This is a genomic window from Marinobacter sp. UBA5687 (genome assembly GCF_002420325.1).
Classification (GTDB): Bacteria; Pseudomonadota; Gammaproteobacteria; order Pseudomonadales; family Oleiphilaceae; genus Marinobacter; species Marinobacter nauticus.
Genome location: NZ_DIHV01000074.1, coordinates 1 through 17,128, shown reverse-complemented (window position 1 = coordinate 17,128; position 17,128 = coordinate 1). Strand labels below are relative to the sequence as shown.

The window sequence follows — 17,128 nt, the reverse complement described above, 5'->3', positions numbered from 1 at the left end:
CCGAGACTGGCCGAACTGACCAGGCCCGGCGGGGATCTGGTACTGTCCGGCATCCTGTTCAATCAGGCCCGCGACGTGATGGAGGCCTATGAGCCCTGGTTCATCATGGACGAGCCGGAACAGAAAGAAGACTGGATACGCCTCACAGGACGGCGCAAGGACGGATGACGACACAGGCGTTTATGTCTAAACTGCCTCCATCGTAGTGATCGACCAGAGATCGAGCTTTCAGGAACGAAGCATGACCCAGAGCAGCCTGCAGACCCAATGCCCCAACTGCGAAACCCGTTTTCGAGTAACAGACGAACAGCTGAGCGTCGCCAGGGGCAAGGTACGCTGCGGGAACTGCATGAAGATTTTCAATGCGGTCGAACATCAGGTGGTCTCCGGCAAGGATAAAGCCGGGACCAGCCAGCCACCCTCGAAATCCGCTCCTGAAACCGAAGCAGCAAAGCCCAGCCGGTTCGACGATGAAGAAGAACTGATCTTTGCTGACAACCCCGAAGAAGATGCCACCGAAGGCCGCTATGCCGGCAGCAAACTGACGTTCTCAGATGATGAGCTCAGCGACAGCTTCCGCAATTTCGACGAGCCCGAGGAATCCGGCTTCAGCGACGACGACCTGACGCCGGAAAACCAGAATATCGACGAGAGCTGGGCCGAAGCCATGCTCAACGACGACGAGCCCGCGAAGCCATCGGCTCAACCAGAATCAGCGAAGCCTCAGCGCCCTGCCCCGGCGCAGCCCGAACCGGAACAGGAATCGCCTCAGACGTCCCCTGCTGCCGAAACACGGCCGGAGCCGCTTCGCCGTGAGGACAGCGAGTCCGATGAAACAACCCTACCCGCCAAGGAGACCTCTTCAGCGGAGCCGTCCACGGAACCGGATATCACGGACCTCAGCCTGGCGGATGACGATCGCGTGGGCGACCCGATTGTCAGCCGTACCCGCAAGCAAGCGGCGCCAGACACCCTCTACCATGACCTGCGACGGGATCCTGTGTCCGTCGGTAACGGCGGAGGCCGGCTCAGAACCGTATTCTGGGCACTGGCGGTGCTGTCCCTGTTGGGCGTACTGATTGCCCAGGTTACCTGGTACCAGTTTGACCGGCTTTCTGCTATCCCCCAGCTCCGACCGTTCTACGAGAAGGGCTGCGAGATTGCCGGATGCGAACTCAACCCCCTGGTGAATGTCGAGGCTATCCAGAGCCGTAAACTGGTGGTGCGTACCGACCCGGAGAACCGGGATCAACTCATTGTCGATGCCGTGATTCTCAACCGCGCCGGCTTTGAGCAGCCGTTCCCGGCGATAGCTCTGACCTTCTCCAACCTCAATGGCGATGTAGTGGCACAAAGCACCTTTACGCCAGAAGAGTACCTGGCCGGTGAGGCCGCAGAACTTGCCAGCATGCCGGTAGAGACGCCGGTGCGGATCGCCATCCGGATACGCGACCCCGGGCGGGATGCCGTCAACTACAACCTGAGCTTTCGTCCCTGGGCGCCTTGATGCGAATCAATAGCCTTCGGGCCGACAGTTGACAGCGCAAAAGTCAACCAGAAAGCGCGAAAAATAATCAATTTTTTAACGCTTTCGCCCCTTCAATCAGCTTGCCCCCGGCGGTATCATTACCGCCCTTCGGAGACCGGAGCGGTCAGAAATTGAACAACCGCTCCAGCCGAATTTTGCTTAACCCGCTGTGACACGGACTCAGATCATGCTGCCAACGGCAAAAATCGGGCCGTACACCCTGCCCAACCCGCTGATTGTTGCACCCATGGCCGGTGTAACCGATCGCCCTTTCCGGCTTTTATGCCGACGAATGGGGGCCGGGCTGGCGGTATCGGAAATGGTCATAGCGGACAGCAAGCTCTGGCATACGCGTAAATCCCGGACTCGCCTGAATCACGAAGGCGAACCGGAACCCAGATCGGTCCAGATCGCCGGCGGCGACCCCGAGATGCTGGCCGACGCCGCCCGGCAAAACGCTGAATTCGGTGCTCAGATCATCGACATCAACATGGGGTGTCCGGCCAAGAAAGTCTGCAACAAGGCCGCCGGTTCGGCCCTGATGAAAGACGAGAAGCTGGTGCGGGAAATTCTGGAAGCCGTGGTGAAGGCGGTGGATGTGCCGGTGACCCTGAAAATGCGAACCGGCTGGGACAGAGACAATCGCAATGCTCCGGTCATCGCCAGGATGGCGGAAGATGCCGGCATTCAGGCTCTGGCCGTACACGGCCGTACCCGCGCAGACAAATACAACGGCGACGCGGAGTACGACACCATCGCAGAGGTCAAGGCCAGCGTTGGCATACCGGTGTTCGCCAACGGCGACATTACCACGCCGGAGAAGGCCAGGCAGGTACTCAGCCATACCGGTGCCGACGGCTTGCTGATTGGCCGGGGTGCCCAGGGCCGGCCCTGGATTTTCCGGGAGATTCTTCATTATCTGGAAACCGGAGAACACCTGCCCCAACCGCCCATGGATGAAGTAGAGCGCATTCTGGCCGGGCACCTGGAAGAACTGCACCGTTTCTACGGCGAATTGATGGGCGTGCGTATCGCCAGAAAACACGTGGGCTGGTATCTGCAGTCCCATGATGACAGCAAACAGTTCCGACAACGCTTCAACGCCATCGATGATGCGCTGGAGCAGAAAGACAGCATCGCACAGTATTTTGCAGGCTTACGAAATGGAGAGGTATTCGCAGCATGACCGCTGAGACTTTGGCAAATCAATCCCTAAGCACCCCGGCCAACGATGATCTGCATCAGTTGCACACGGTAAACCACAGCGGCAACAGCGTCACCCTGCGTGACAGCGTAGAAGTTGCCCTGAAGAACTACTTTGAGCAACTCGATGGCGCGCCGGTTACCGACGTGTACCAACTGGTACTGTCAGAAGTGGAAGCCCCGCTGCTGGAGCAGGTGATGAAATACACCCGCAACAACCAGACCAAGGCCTCCACCATGCTCGGACTGAATCGCGGCACCCTGCGCAAGAAACTCAAGCAATACGGTCTGCTATAATCAGACCTGACCCCACAAGGGCCTCCCGGATGCGTTCGCGAGGCCCTTGTTATTTGCACCCAGGCTTACAATCCGGCTTATCTGACCAGCGAAGAAAGTGACCCATGGCAAACCAGGCAAACACCCCCGTCCGTCGCGCCCTGATCAGCGTGAGTGATAAAACCGGCATCGTCGATTTCGGCCGTGCCCTCACCGAACGCGGCGTCGAGCTGCTCTCCACCGGCGGAACCTTCCGCCTGCTCAAGGAAAACAACGTACCGGTCACCGAAGTGTCCGATTACACCGGTTTCCCGGAAATGATGGATGGCCGGGTCAAAACCCTGCACCCGAAAATCCACGGCGGCATTCTGGGCCGGCGTGGCACCGACGATGCCATCATGGCTGAGCACGGAATCAATCCCATCGACATGGTGGTGGTGAACCTGTATCCGTTCGAGGACACCGTGGCCAACCCGGACTGCGACCTGGCCACAGCCATTGAAAACATCGACATTGGCGGCCCCACCATGGTTCGTGCCGCCGCCAAGAACCACAACGATGTTGCCATTGTCGTGAACGCCTCCGACTACAACCGCGTTCTGAAAGAACTGGCGGACAACGACGGCGAGCTGACCTACAGCACCCGCTTCGACCTGGCCGTGAAGGCCTTCGAGCACACCGCCGGCTACGACGGTGCTATTGCCAACTATCTGGGCGGGCGCACCCCGGATAACGACAACGCCGACTTCCCCCGCACCTTCAATGCCCAGTTCGTGAAAGTTCAGGATATGCGCTATGGCGAAAACCCGCATCAGCGCGCTGCCTTCTACGCCGAGCGCCACCCGAAGGAAGCCTGTGTCGCCACCGCAAAACAGCTTCAGGGCAAGGAACTGAGCTACAACAACGTCGCCGACACCGATGCGGCGCTGGAGTGCGTCAAACCCTTCGCCGACCCGGCCTGCGTCATCGTCAAGCACGCCAATCCCTGTGGCGTGGCCATCGGTGCCGACATACTACAGGCCTACGACCTGGCCTTTGCCACCGACCCGACGTCGGCCTTTGGCGGCATCATCGCCTTCAACCGTGAACTGGATGCGGCGACCGCCAAGGCCATTGTGGATCGCCAGTTCGTGGAAGTGATTATCGCCCCGAGCGTTGCGCCGGAAGCAGTCGAGATTGTTGCCGCCAAGAAGAACGTACGCCTGCTGGCCTGCGGCGAATTCGACGGTGAACGCGCCCAGACCATGGACTACAAGCGCGTCACCGGCGGCCTGCTGGTGCAGGATCGCGACCTGGGCATGGTGGCCATGGAAGACGTGAAAGTGGTCACCGAACGCCAGCCCACCGAGCAGGAACTAAACGACCTGCTGTTCGCCTGGGAAGTGGCCAAGTACGTTAAATCCAACGCTATTGTCTATGCCAAAGCCGGTCGCACCATCGGCGTCGGCGCCGGCCAGATGAGCCGCGTCTACAGCGCCAAGATTGCAGGCATCAAAGCCGCCGACGAAAACCTGGAAGTGAAGGGTTCCGTCATGGCGTCGGATGCATTCTTCCCGTTCCGTGACGGCATCGACGCCGCGGCCGAAGCCGGCATTACCGCCGTGATTCAGCCAGGCGGCTCCATGCGCGACCAGGAAGTGATCGATGCCGCCAACGAGCATGGCATTGCCATGGTCTTCACCGGCATGCGCCATTTCCGTCACTGATCGAAGAACTCAGGAGTAACACATGAACATTCTGGTTATTGGCAGTGGCGGACGTGAGCACGCCCTGGCGTGGAAAGCCGCCCAGTCACCGCAAGCGGATAAAGTGTTTGTCGCACCGGGTAACGCCGGCACCGCCCGGGAACCGAATCTGGAAAACGTCGACCTGGACGTCATGGACCTGGACGGCCTGGCCAACTTCGCCGAGCAGAACAACGTCAGCTTGACCATCGTTGGCCCGGAAGCCCCGCTGGTGGCTGGCGTGGTGGACAAATTTGAAGCTCGCGGCCTGCGCATCTTCGGTCCCAGCGCTGGCGCCGCCCAGCTGGAAGGCTCCAAGGCCTTCACCAAGGACTTCCTGGCCCGCCAGAAGATTCCCACCGCCGACTACGCCAATTTCACCGATGTCGACGAGGCCCTCGCCTACGTGCGTGAAAAAGGCGCACCCATCGTGGTCAAAGCGGACGGCCTGGCCGCCGGTAAAGGTGTAATCGTCGCCATGACCCTGGCAGAAGCCGAAGATGCCATCCGCGACATGCTCGCAGGCAACGCCTTTGGCGATGCCGGCAGCCGCGTGGTGGTGGAAGAGTTTCTGGACGGCGAAGAAGCCTCCTTCATCGTGATGGTCGACGGCAAGAACGTACTGGCCATGGCCACGTCCCAGGACCACAAGCGCGTAGGCGACGGCGACACCGGCCCCAACACCGGTGGCATGGGAGCTTATTCTCCCGCCCCGGTGGTCACTGCCGATGTGCACCAGCGGATCATGGACGAGGTGATCTACCCCACGGTCAACGGCATGGCGGCGGAAGGCCACCCGTACAAGGGTTTCCTGTACGCCGGCCTGATGATCGATACCAGCGGTGCACCCAAGGTCATTGAGTTCAACTGCCGCTTTGGCGATCCGGAAACCCAGCCGATCATGCTGCGCATGAAGTCCGACCTGGTGGAACTGTGCCAGGCCGCCGTGGATGGCAAGCTGGACGCGTGCGATTCCGAGTGGGATGAACGCGCCTCTGTCGGCATTGTACTCGCTGCCGGTGGCTATCCCGCCAGCTACGACAAGGGCGATGTCATCTCCGGCCTGCCGGACGGTGAAACAGAAGGTGAGAAGGTCTTCCACGCCGGCACCAAACTCAACGGCGACGACGTAGTCACTGCCGGGGGCCGCGTGCTCTGCGCTACCGCTCTGGGTAACACCGTCACCGAAGCCCAGCAACGGGCCTATGAGCTGGCAAAGAAAATCAGCTGGAACGGCATGTTCTACCGCAACGACATTGCCTACCGGGCCATTGCCCGGGAGCAGAGCTGAGGCTCCGGCTCGTCGAGTAACAGCGTCAGCCCGGTCATTGACCGGGCTTTTTTATGGGTTAGTGTTGGCATTCAATAATAGTCATAACGAAAAGGAGTTCCCTGTGCGCCGTACTCACCTGAAGCTGTTCCTGCTGCTGACCGTTACCCTGCTGGTCAGCGCCTGCTCCCGCCAGAGCATCTACGAAAACGCCATAGACTGGGAACGCTCAAGCGCCGGCCTGAAGGCCGCACAGGTCACCGTTGGCGATCTGGACATTGCCTATCTTCGCAGTGAAGAACCGGTCGATGGCGACACTCTGGTTCTGATCCACGGCTTCGGCGCCAACAAGGATAACTGGACCCGTCTGGCCAAAGAGTTCCAGGGTGAGTTCAACATCTATGCCCTCGATCTGCCAGGCCATGGCGACAGCAGTAAACCCCTGGACATCGGCTACCGTTTTGAGGATCAGGTAGATTACGTCCACCAGATACTGAAGGAACTCGGGGTGGAACGCTTCCACATGATGGGCAACTCCATGGGCGGTGCCATCACTGCCCTCTACGCTGCCACCCATCCAGAACAGGTTCACACAGCCGTACTGTTCGACCCTGCCGGTATCTTCGAATATGAAAGTGAGCTGGTGGACCTGGTCATGGATGGCGACAACCCGCTCATCCCGAAACGGGAAGGCGATTTCGACCGCCTGCTGGACTTCGCTCTGGAAAAACGCCCTTTCGTGCCCTGGCCGATCTTTGATGTGATGGAAGAAAAGGCCATCGCCAACCGGGAAGTCAACGAAGTCATTTTCCGGGCCATCCGAGACACCGGCTTCGAGCCGGATTTCCGCAACGCCATCACCAACATCCAGGCGCCGGTTCTGGTGGTCTGGGGCAAACTCGACCGGGTAATTGACTATCGCAATGCCGATGTCTTTGTCGAAGCTATCCCGAACGCGCGCAAGGCCATTCTCGATGATATCGGCCACGCGCCGATGGTGGAGGCGCCGGAGGAATCGGCAGCCCTGTTCCGGGACTTTCTTGCCGACCGGCAGCCCTGAAACCATTCGCCACTACAGCTAGGCCCGAAAAAAAGGTAGGCTTCAGAGCTTTGGATTCCGTCGTCAGAAGATTCGCCCATGCCTGAAGCCATCTGGATAAGTTTTGCCTTTGTTATCGGCCTTCTCGTCAAGGGAATCGGTTTGCCTCCGCTGGTTGGCTATCTGGCCGCCGGCTTTGTGCTCAGCGGCCTCAGCGCAACTACCAGCATCACTGCAGAGCCCACCGATGTACTGGCCCACATTGCTCATCTTGGCGTTTTGCTGCTCTTGTTTACAGTCGGCCTGAAGCTGAAGCTACGCTCCATTGTCAGCCCGGAAGTCATCGGCGGCAGTCTGCTCCACTTCGCGATTACCTGTGTGGTGTTTGCCCCCGGCCTCTACCTGCTTTTTGACCTGGACTGGACAACGGCCCTGATGCTGGCGATCGCCCTGTCCTTTTCCAGCACCGTACTGGCCGCCAAGGTACTGGAAAGCAAACGGGAACTCAGAGCCTTCCACGGCCGGGTCGCTATTGGCATATTGATTATGCAGGATCTGATTGCACTGGTGGTGATGAGTCTCGCGGCCGGCAAAACACCCTCAGAATGGGCTGTCATTGTATTCGGCCTTCCGTTGCTCCGGCCGCTGCTTTACAGGCTGCTGGATGCCAGCGGGCACGACGAACTGCTGGTACTGCTCGGGCTTCTGCTGGCCCTGGTGGTTGGTGGCCTTGGGTTTGAGGCCGTGGGTCTGAGCTCGGAATTGGGTGCATTGGTGTTCGGTGCCATGCTGGCCAACCACCCCCGTTCCCAGGAACTGGCCAAGTCCCTTTGGAGCGTGAAAGAAATCTTCCTGGTCGGTTTTTTCCTGCAGATCGGCATTGACGGCCTGCCAGACCAGCAGGCTCTGATCTTTGCGGCAGTAGCAGCCTTGCTCTTGCCACTCAAAGGCATCCTGTTCTACTTCCTGCTGCTGGCTTTCCGCCTGCGGGCTCGCAGTAGCTTCCTCACCTCGCTGTCACTCACAAACTACAGTGAATTCGGGCTCATTGTCGCCAGTGTTGCCCTGCCAGAATGGCTGGTTCCGCTGGCGATATCGGTTTCCCTGTCGTTTGTATTTTCGGCGCCGCTCAACCGGTTTTCCCACAGTATTTACGAGCATGTTGCCCACAAGCTGGTTCGTTTCGAGAGTCAGAAACGTCATCCTGATGAGCAACCTATCTCGCTGGGTACTACACGGGTTCTGGTGATGGGCATGGGGCGAACAGGCACTGCGGCTTACGATTGGCTTGCGCCCCATGAAACGCGAATCATGGGGATCGACTCAGACCCTGCCAAAACCGAGAAACACCAGAAAGATGGGCGCAATGTCGTCTTTGCAGACGCCGAAGACACCACCTTTTGGGAAGGTCTGCACATGCCGGAACTCAACTCGGTGGTACTGGCAATGAGTGACATCGAAGGCAAGCTTATCGCCGCGCGGATGCTGCGCAAGCTCGGCTTCGAGGGCTATATCGTGGCGCACACCATGTATGCCGATGAAGCCTTAAAAATTCGCGAAGCCGGCGCCAATGATGCCTACCTCACGATGAGTGAGACCGGCGTGGCCCTGGCAAGTCACCTTATGGACAAATCAGGAATTCAGGCGGCGCAGGTGCGGAACCCGGTGTAAACATCACTGCGAAACGGCAGATACGCCTGCCGGTAGGTGCCACGGATCAGGTTGGATGAGGTGGCACAGCTGCCGCCCTTGGTGACTTTGTGCGTGGCAAACTGCAGGGTCGACATGAACGGGTACATATCTACCTTGAAGCCGTCATAGGGCAGGAACTCGTTGCTGGTCCATTCCCACACCGAACCCACCATCTGCCGGCAGCCAAACGGGCTATCGCCGGCCGGGTAATCCGACACCGGGTTGCGAGCCATGGTCCGGGCATCCATATCCGCCCGCACAGCATCCGGTGACTCATTACCCCACGGAAAACGCCTGAACGGCTCACCGGGTTTATTGCCCAGCGCCGCCACGTCCCATTCATACTCGGTCGGCAACCGCCGCCCGGCCCAGGTACAGAAGGCTTCCGCCTCCCAGTAGCTGACATGGCTAACCGGGGCGTCTGGCTGCAACGGCAGCCAGCGATCAAACACCCGCTCCTGCCACTGTTCGTCATGCCAGCGCCAATACAGCGGATGCCGGGGCAACCGCATCATTGGCTCGTTTACCCCATGGACCAGACTGACGTCCTGCTCGGTTTCCAGCCACTTGCGGCCGCCGAACGACCAGAGTTCGGGACGCCTGTAACCATCATCGTCTACAAACGCCTGGAATTCCCGGTTGCTCACCAGCGTGCGACTGATGGCAAACGCCGGCAGCTCTACCTCAAAACGGGGCTTCTCGGCATCAAAGGCAAAGTCTTCGGTCGCGTACTGTTGCGACTCACCGGGCATGCCAATAACCCAGCGACCGGCCGGGATCTGAGCATCACCGCTGATCGACTCGCCCGGAGCAGGCCGATCACCTTTGTAATCCAAAGGCGCCGGATAGCCGACTGTCTGCCGACACCAGATGAGCGACTCGATGTGCATGTTCTGGTGGTAGATGGCGTAGCGGTACAGGTACAGCTCCCGGTCAGTGAGCTCCCGGGACTGAATCCGCTCCGCGACCCGGTCGTAGATGGTATTGAAATACTGAAGCGTGGCCTCCCGGCCGGGAAACAGATCACGGCGCCAGCGATCCTTGTGATCGACATGGAATGAATCCCAAAGGTCATCCATGGAGGGATCGTAGCTCGGTGTTCCGTCCAACAGGTTGAAGACAAAGACCTCGTAGAAAAACGCTGAGTGGCCCATTTCCCAGAGTGGCGGATTCACACCCGGATGATACGGGACCTCGAGCTTGTCTTCCGGTAACGACACAATCAGGCTCTCGGTGCGGACGCGAGCCTGTTCCAGTTCATCCAGAAGCTCTTTTTTGTTCATGGTTAGACCTTATCTCTCTCAGCCTGAAACCTCGGTGCAGGAGCAAGTTCCGAGAGGCTTTCCAAAAAGCGCTCCTGCCGGCACATCCATGTGTCGCTTATGTTCCGCCATCCATGGCTCCACAAATTTTTGGAAAGCCTCTCGGAACTTGCTCTTCATACGTCTTAGATAGACGAGAGTATCAAACAAAAAACCGCCGCCGGTAGTCACCGACGACGGTTATCTCTTTATGACGACGATAGCCTGCCCCGATTCAGCTCACTCGCAGTTGGCAAGCAGGGCGCAAAAACTGCGATCAGGCGGCTTTGCGTTTGCGCCGCCAGTCCGCCAGGTCTTCGATCAGCTTGTAGAACAAGGGCACGAAGAACAGGGCCAGGGTACTGGCCACCAGCATGCCGCCAACCACCACGGTACCGATTTCCTGCCGGCTCACGGCACCCGCGCCGGTACTGAATGCCAGCGGCAGGGAACCCACGATGAACGTCAGCGCGGTCATCATGATCGCCCGGAAGCGCTGACGGGCTGCGGTGCTGGCGGCCTCGAACGAACTCATGCCCGTTTGCCGGTTCTGGGCGGCGAACTCAACGATCAGAATCGCGTTTTTCGCCGCCAGGCCAATCAGCACCAGCAACCCTACCTGGAAGTAGATGTCGTTGGGGAAGCCACGCAACAGCGAGGCCAGTGCCGCCCCGAATACCCCGAAGGGCACCGCGGTAGCCACTGCCACCGGCAGACCCCAGCGCTCGTATTGGGCGGCGAGGATCAGAAACACCAGCAGCAGCCCCATGCCAAAGGCGAGGGTGCCGGAGTCCGCAGAGTCCTGCAGCTGATAGGCTTCACCGGTCCAGCCCAGCAACGTGTTTCGGTCAAACTGCTGATTGGCGACTTCCTGCAGCGCGGTCAGGGCTTCGCCCGTGGTGTGGCCCGGCGTCGGGTCCGCAAGCAGTTTGGCCGCGGGGTAGACGTTAAAGCGGTTCAGGATGTCCGGTCCGCTCACCCGCTCCAGCTCCACGAGTGAGCTCAGGGGAATCATCTCCCCGTAGGAGGAACGCACAAACACCTTGCGCAGGTCATCCGGGTGGCTTCGGAATTCGCCTTCAGACTGCAGTGTCACCTGCCAGTTTCGCCCCTGCAGGGTAAAGTCGTTTACATACAGGCCGCCAAACGTGCTCTGCATGGTGGTGAAAATCTGATCCACCGGCACACCTGCCGCCTGGGCCTTCTCCCGGTCAACAATCGCCTGATAGCGGGGAATACCGGTATCCAGGGTCACCCGGACGTTGGTCAGTTCCGGGCGCTGGTTGGCGGCCTGGGTGAACCGGTCCGCCATCGCCTTGATCTCGGAAGGTGTGCGGCCACCACGGGCCTGGATGTAACCTTCCACACCGCCGGTGGTCGACAGCCCCTGGATCGGCGGCGGGGTGAAGGCAATGACAAAGGCTTCGGGCATACCAAACCCGATACCCATAATCTTGTTGGCAATATCGGCCGCGCCCTGGCCTTCGCCTTCCCGCTCGGCCCAGTCCTCCAGCGTGACGAACGCGACACCGCTGTTGGTACGCAAGGCACTGGAAATAATGTCAAAACCGGCAAAAGCGACAACGTCTTTCACCTCAGGCAGCTGCAGCATGTTCTGCGCCAGCTCGTCCCGGGTGGCTTCGGTGCGGCTGAGAGATGAGGTGGCCGGCAATGAATAAGCCGTCAGCACAAAGCCCTGGTCCTCCTGGGGGACCAGCCCGGACGGCATCTTGTTGAGCAGGAAAACGGTGCCACCGATCATGGCTGCGAACAGCAGTACGCCGATCACGGCGTGGCGCAGTAGCCAGTCCACAACCGCCGAAAAACCGTTGGTGAGCTTGTCGAAACCGGCATCGAACCAGCGGAATACGGTGAGCTGTTTGCCTTCATGGCCGAGCAACAGGGCGCACATGGCAGGCGTCAGCGTCAGGGCGACGACACCGGAGATCACCACAGATACGGCAATGGTGATAGCAAACTGCCGATAGAGTTCACCACTGAGCCCACCCAGGAACGCAACCGGTGCAAACACCGCCACCAGCACCAGGGTGGACGCCACCACGGCTCCGGATACCTGGCTGACCGTGGTCACGGCGGCATTGTAGGGCGACATGCCCTCTTCCTTGATCAGCCGTTCTGCGTTCTCCATGATGATGATGGCGTTATCCACCACCACACCGATGGCCAGTATCAAGCCAAACAGGGTCAGCAGGTTGACCGAGAACCCCATGGCCTGCATGCCGGCAAACGTGCCCACCAGGGATACCGGAATCGCGATCAATGGAATCAGCGTGGCATTGAAATGCTGCAGGAACAGGAAAGTCACCACAACCACCAGCAGAACCGCAACGATGAAAGTCGAGATCACCTCCTGAATGGAGATATCAATGAAGCGGGTGGTGTCGTAGGGTACATTGTATTCGAGGCCTTCCGGGAAACGGTCGGCAATTTCCTTCATGGCTTCGTTCACCGCTTCCGCAGCATCCAGCGCATTGGCGCCCGGCTGCAGATACACACCCATCGGCACCGTGGCTCCGCCGTTGTAGATGGCGGCGAAATCATAGTTCTGGGCGCCCAGCTCTATCCGTGCCACATCTTTCAGGCGCAACGACGCGCCCTGATCATCACTGCGAAGAATCACTTCGCCAAATTCTTCCGGGCTGGTGAGCCGGCCCGGAGCGGACACGCTGAAGGTGAACGCCTGGCCTTCCGGCGCCGGCTCTGCCCCTATCCGGCCAGCGGCAAACTGGGCATTCTGGGCCCGCAGGGCGCCAGCCACATCCGCCGGTGTCAGCTCAAACTGCGCCAGTTTGTCCGGGCGCAGCCAGATACGCATGGAGTAATCCTGGGCGCCAAACAGCGAGGCGTCCCCGATGCCGGGCAGGCGTACCAGCTCATCCAGCACGTTCAGCAGCGCGTAGTTGGAAATCTCCACCACGTCCATGGAGTTGTCCGGTGAGGACAGGGTAATCACCTGCAGGATTGAGGTGGAACGGGATTCCACCTTCAGACCCTGGTCCCGGACGGTCTGGGGCAACCGGGCCAAAGCCTGCTGCACACGGTTGTTGACGTTGATCGTAGCCTGGTCCGGATCGGTGCCGATTTCAAACGACACCGTCACTCGAAAGCTGCCGGAGTCGGTCGCACTGGACTCCATGTAGATCATGTCGTCCACGCCGTTGATTTCCTGCTCAAGCGGTGCCACCACCGAATCGGAAATCACATCGGCACTGGCTCCCGGGAAGCGGCCGTCCACCACCACCTGAGGCGGCACCACGTTGGGGTACTGTTCTACCGGCAAACCCAGCAGGGCCAGCGCACCACCGAGGGTAATGATGATCGAGATAACCGAGGCGAAAATCGGCCGGTCGATGAATGTTCTCAGCATCAGTTGGCCTCCTCCGGGCTATCCGGATTGGTGACGTTAACGGCGGCGCCATCACGGAGGTTCACCAGGCCACTGACAATATAACGATCACCCTCATCCAGGCCGCTCAGGAGGATCTGCCGGCCATCACTCACCGGCCCAAGCTCCACCTCCCGGACCCGGGCTTTGCTGTCGTCATCAACCACATAGACCACAGGGCCATTCTGCCCCTGGGTTACCGCCCTCTCAGGCACCGTTATCACATCGTCAAAACTCTGCAGTTCCACCCGTACCCGGACAAACTGCCCTGGCACAATCACATGCTCCGGATTCGGGAATACGGCTCGGGCCGACACCGTGCCGGTGCGGGGGTCGAGGGTTGAGGCGGTAAAGTCGATGCGGCCATCCAGGCCGTATTCGCTGCCGTCCGCCAGAACCAGGCGCGCCGAGACATTCTGTTCCTGGTCTGCCCGCACCATGCCCTCACGGGCAGCACGGCGAATGTTGGCGTCGTTTTCCGGCAGTGCAAAGCGAACGTGAACCGGATCCAGCTGAACAATAGTGGTCAACAGAGTGCCGGTATCGATCAGGCTGCCTTCGGGAAAATCCTCCAGACTGGTCACGCCACTGATCGGCGCCGTGACATCGGTGTACCCAAGATCCAGTTCGGCCTGGGCCACGCCGGCATTGGCCACGGCCAGATTGGCGCGGGCCAGTTCCAGTGCTGACCGCGCCGAGTCACGATCCCGTTCACTGACGGCGTTGCGCTCAAACAGCGAGGAAATACGGTTCCATTCCCGTTCCGCCTGCTGGACATCCGCCTCGGCAACCTGGCGCTGGGCCCGGGCTCGCTGCAGTGCTGCCGCTGCGGGCTTGCGGTCGATACGGAACAAGGCATCGCCTTCCCGCACCATCTGGCCTTCTTCGTATAGCCGCTGTTCCAGAATGCCGCTGATGCGGGCCCGGACTTCAACCTCCCGTGCACCCCGGGCACGGCCGGCATAATCCTGCCTCACAGTGACATCGGCCGGCTCCGCCTGTTGCACCACCACCGCCGCTGGAGGCATGCCGCCCGCGCCGGCCTGCTGGCCCTCGCCATCCTCACTGCTGCACCCCGTTAGCATCAGCAGTATCGACAAACCAGCAAAAAGCAGTCCCTTGCGGGCGTTAGGGCGATGAGACATTTCAACGGGCATGGCGCGCTCTCCTGAACACCGAAACAGATCGTGTCATCAATTATGTAAATGTGTCCGGGCCAGCCAGCCCGGAGTGGCAATCGGTAAGATCAGGCAAGATACATTCATCCATGTATGTATGTAAACTGTCTTCAGGTATACTTACGTAGTTCCCGCAAGCGGTTCATACCCTGACGGGCCGGGACAAAGCCGGCGCAACACACCACCGGAAGACTTCATCATGGCGAGAAAGACAAAAGCCGAGGCGGAAGCCACCCGCGAATCCCTGCTCGATGCCGCCGAGAGCATGTTCATGGAGAAAGGCGTTGCCCGGGCATCGCTGGAAGAAATTGCCCGTACCGCCGGTGTAACCCGGGGCGCGGTCTACTGGCACTTCCGCAACAAGCAGGACATCCTGGATGCCATGCTGGAGCGGGTTCGCGCGCCCCTCGGCGAAATGCTCGATGAAGCGGCCATCAGCCAGGACAGCCTGACCAACCTGAAGCATCTCTGCGTTATCGCTCTCAGCAAGCTGGCCGAAGACGAACAGTACTTCCGGGTGTACTACATCCTCTTCCACCGCAACGAATCTGATCAGGCGCTGAACAAACACCGGGAGCTTGCGGAAGAGGGAATTGCCTTTGTGACCGACATTTTCCGCAGTCCTGAAAACGCGAAAAAACTGCGTCCGGGCCTGAGCCCGGAACTGGCGGGCTATCTGGTGCATACCCAGATGCTGGGACTGTTTTTCGACTGGCTGGCCAAACCTGAGCGCCTTCCGCTGGCCGAGGTTGCACCGATACTGGTGGAAACCGTTTTCAGTGGTCTGCTGGGTGAGCCGGAAGCCTGAGCTCCAGTCAGCCCCATACCCAGAGAATAACCGGCACCGCCGTGGCGGTGACCACCACAGACAGTGGCAACCCCAGGCGCCAATAATCGCCGAACCGGTAACCCGCGGGTTCCATGACCAGCGCATTGGATTGATGCCCTATCGGGGTCAGAAACGCGCAGGATGCGCCAATGGCGACGGCCATCAGCGTTGCGTCCGAAGACAGCCCCAATTGACCAGCAACGCCCAGGGCAATGGGTGCGACCAGAATGGCCGCCGCGGCATTGTTCACCACATTGGATAACAACATGGTGCCAATCAGAATAATCGACAGCACCAGCCAGGGCGCCTGTCCCTCACCGATGGCCAGAATCTGACGGGCGATAAGATCGGCGCCGCCGGTGGTCTCCAGGGCCTGCCCCACCGGAATCATCGCCGCCAGCAATACCACCACCGACCAGTCGATGGCCTTGTAGGCATCACTGGCTTCCAGCAGTCCGGCCAGCACCATGGCGACCGCACACGCCACCAGCGCAACGGGAGGCGTCACCCAGCCGGCGACAATAACGAGGATGGCAACGGCAAACAGCCCACCGGCCAGTCCGAGGCGTTTCTCCCGGCCAAACGCCAGCCCCCGCTCAGCCAGCGGCAGACAGCCCAGCGTCCTCAGATTAGCCGGAAGCGTCTCCTCGAAGCCCTGCACCAGCAGGATATCACCGGAACGAAAACGGATATCCGCCAGCCGCTGTTTGAGACGGTGGCCCTGCCGGGCGACGGCCACGACGTTGACACTGTAGCGCTCCCGAAGATTCAGACGGTTTGCGGTACGGCCGACCAGCTGTGAACCGGGAGTCACAACCGCCTCGATCAAGCGGGCATCGCCAGCAACCAGCTCATCCTCCGCCTGTTGCCGACGCCCTTTGCCCCCGGTGCCATCCTTCTCTACTTCCTCGTTCGGCGCGCCCGAAGCCAACGTCAGACCGGTGATCTCCAGAAACTCGCCCAGACTCTCAGTATCGGCTTCCACCAGCAGGACATCATTTTCACGCAGAATGGTAAAGGTTGAGGGTGCCGGCGTTGTTTTGTCATCGCGGATCAACGACAAGACCACCAGATTGTTCTGGCTGTCTCCGGCCGTCAGCAGGTTGTGCAGGGTGCCTCCTGCATAATCAGAGCCCTCTGGCAGTTTCAGTTCCGTCAGGTAATCGCCCACACTGAACAATTTTTCGCCGGCGGCAGGATCCTCCCGCTTAGGTGTCAGGCGCCAGCCGATCAGCCCGATAAAGACGATGCCCGCCAGGGTAATTGCCAGCCCCACGGGAGCAAAGTCGAACAGCCCGAATGCTCCAGCCTCACGATAGCTGGCGATGATGATGTTGGGCGGGGTACCGATCAGCGTAATGGTGCCGCCCAGCAGTGACCCGAATGCCAGCGGCATCAGCAGCAGTGACGGAGAACGCCCGGCTTCCCGGGACATCCAGATGGCGACCGGCATCAGCAGTGCCAGCGCCCCCACATTGTTGATAAACGCCGAGCATACCGCCACCACCAGAGTCAGGGTCAGCACCTGAACCATGGCATTGTGCCCTGCCCGGGCCAGCAGCCGCGCCACCTGGTCCACCACACCACCATTAACCAGTCCCTGGCTGATAACCAGCACCGCCGCCACTGTAATCACGGCCGGGTGCCCAAAACCGGCAAATACGCTGTCAACCGGCACCAGT

13 protein-coding genes are annotated in these 17,128 nt (G+C 60.0%); 9 read left to right on the top strand and 4 right to left on the bottom strand.

The genetic code is table 11. The annotated features are described in order from the left end of the window. The 8 genes from B3Y70_RS07855 to B3Y70_RS07820 form a co-directional block, all read left to right on the top strand. Positions 1–168 (top strand): 50S ribosomal protein L11 methyltransferase (locus tag B3Y70_RS07855; protein ID WP_288589563.1); only part of this gene is annotated, 168 nt, incomplete at its 5' end. A gap of 73 nt (positions 169–241) precedes the next feature. Beyond that, entirely contained in the window at positions 242–1,507 is a 1,266-nt protein-coding gene (locus tag B3Y70_RS07850) for a DUF3426 domain-containing protein (protein WP_288589562.1), read from the top strand. A gap of 208 nt (positions 1,508–1,715) precedes the next feature. Then, positions 1,716–2,714, top strand: a complete 999-nt coding sequence (gene dusB / locus B3Y70_RS07845; protein WP_011786860.1) for a tRNA dihydrouridine synthase DusB — start codon at positions 1,716–1,718, stop codon at positions 2,712–2,714. Then, positions 2,711–3,028, top strand: coding sequence for a DNA-binding transcriptional regulator Fis (gene fis, locus B3Y70_RS07840; RefSeq protein WP_011786861.1), 318 nt, complete (start codon positions 2,711–2,713; stop codon positions 3,026–3,028). Before dusB ends, fis begins: the two co-directional genes overlap by 4 nt. Before the next feature lie 104 nt (positions 3,029–3,132). Then, positions 3,133–4,713: a bifunctional phosphoribosylaminoimidazolecarboxamide formyltransferase/IMP cyclohydrolase gene (gene purH, locus B3Y70_RS07835; RefSeq protein WP_014422717.1), complete on the top strand. Its 1,581-nt coding sequence runs from the start codon at positions 3,133–3,135 to the stop codon at positions 4,711–4,713. Between the two features lie 22 nt (positions 4,714–4,735). Further along, positions 4,736–6,022, top strand: a complete 1,287-nt coding sequence (purD, locus tag B3Y70_RS07830) for a phosphoribosylamine--glycine ligase (RefSeq protein WP_288589561.1) — start codon at positions 4,736–4,738, stop codon at positions 6,020–6,022. A gap of 103 nt (positions 6,023–6,125) precedes the next feature. Next, positions 6,126–7,061: an alpha/beta fold hydrolase gene (locus B3Y70_RS07825; protein WP_286714497.1), complete on the top strand. Its 936-nt coding sequence runs from the start codon at positions 6,126–6,128 to the stop codon at positions 7,059–7,061. 78 nt (positions 7,062–7,139) lie between these two features. Then, the gene (locus tag B3Y70_RS07820) at positions 7,140–8,711 is read left to right on the top strand and encodes a cation:proton antiporter family protein (protein ID WP_286714496.1); all 1,572 of its coding nucleotides are present in this window, start codon (positions 7,140–7,142) and stop codon (positions 8,709–8,711) included. Here the strand turns inward: B3Y70_RS07820 and senA are convergent. From senA to B3Y70_RS07805, 3 genes are all read right to left on the bottom strand, one after another. After that, positions 8,681–10,015 (bottom strand): selenoneine synthase SenA, encoded by a 1,335-nt coding sequence (gene senA, locus B3Y70_RS07815; protein WP_288589560.1) that lies wholly within the window; start codon positions 10,013–10,015, stop codon positions 8,681–8,683. The genes B3Y70_RS07820 and senA overlap by 31 nt on opposite strands. Positions 10,016–10,310: 295 nt before the next feature. Then, entirely contained in the window at positions 10,311–13,421 is a 3,111-nt protein-coding gene (locus tag B3Y70_RS07810) for an efflux RND transporter permease subunit (protein WP_153740505.1), read from the bottom strand. Then, positions 13,421–14,596 carry an efflux RND transporter periplasmic adaptor subunit gene (locus B3Y70_RS07805; protein WP_288589557.1) on the bottom strand — a complete coding sequence of 392 codons (1,176 nt, stop codon included), beginning with the start codon at positions 14,594–14,596 and terminating at the stop codon, positions 13,421–13,423. The genes B3Y70_RS07810 and B3Y70_RS07805 overlap by 1 nt, the downstream gene beginning before the upstream one ends. A gap of 220 nt (positions 14,597–14,816) precedes the next feature. On the opposite strand from B3Y70_RS07805, the gene B3Y70_RS07800 reads away from it, so the two are divergent. After that, complete coding sequence (locus B3Y70_RS07800) at positions 14,817–15,425, top strand: TetR family transcriptional regulator (RefSeq protein WP_014422725.1); 609 nt, start codon at positions 14,817–14,819, stop codon at positions 15,423–15,425. 7 nt (positions 15,426–15,432) lie between these two features. Here B3Y70_RS07800 and B3Y70_RS07795 read toward each other — a convergent pair. Beyond that, positions 15,433–17,128 (bottom strand): SLC13 family permease (locus B3Y70_RS07795; RefSeq protein ID WP_288589555.1); only part of this gene is annotated, 1,696 nt, incomplete at its 5' end.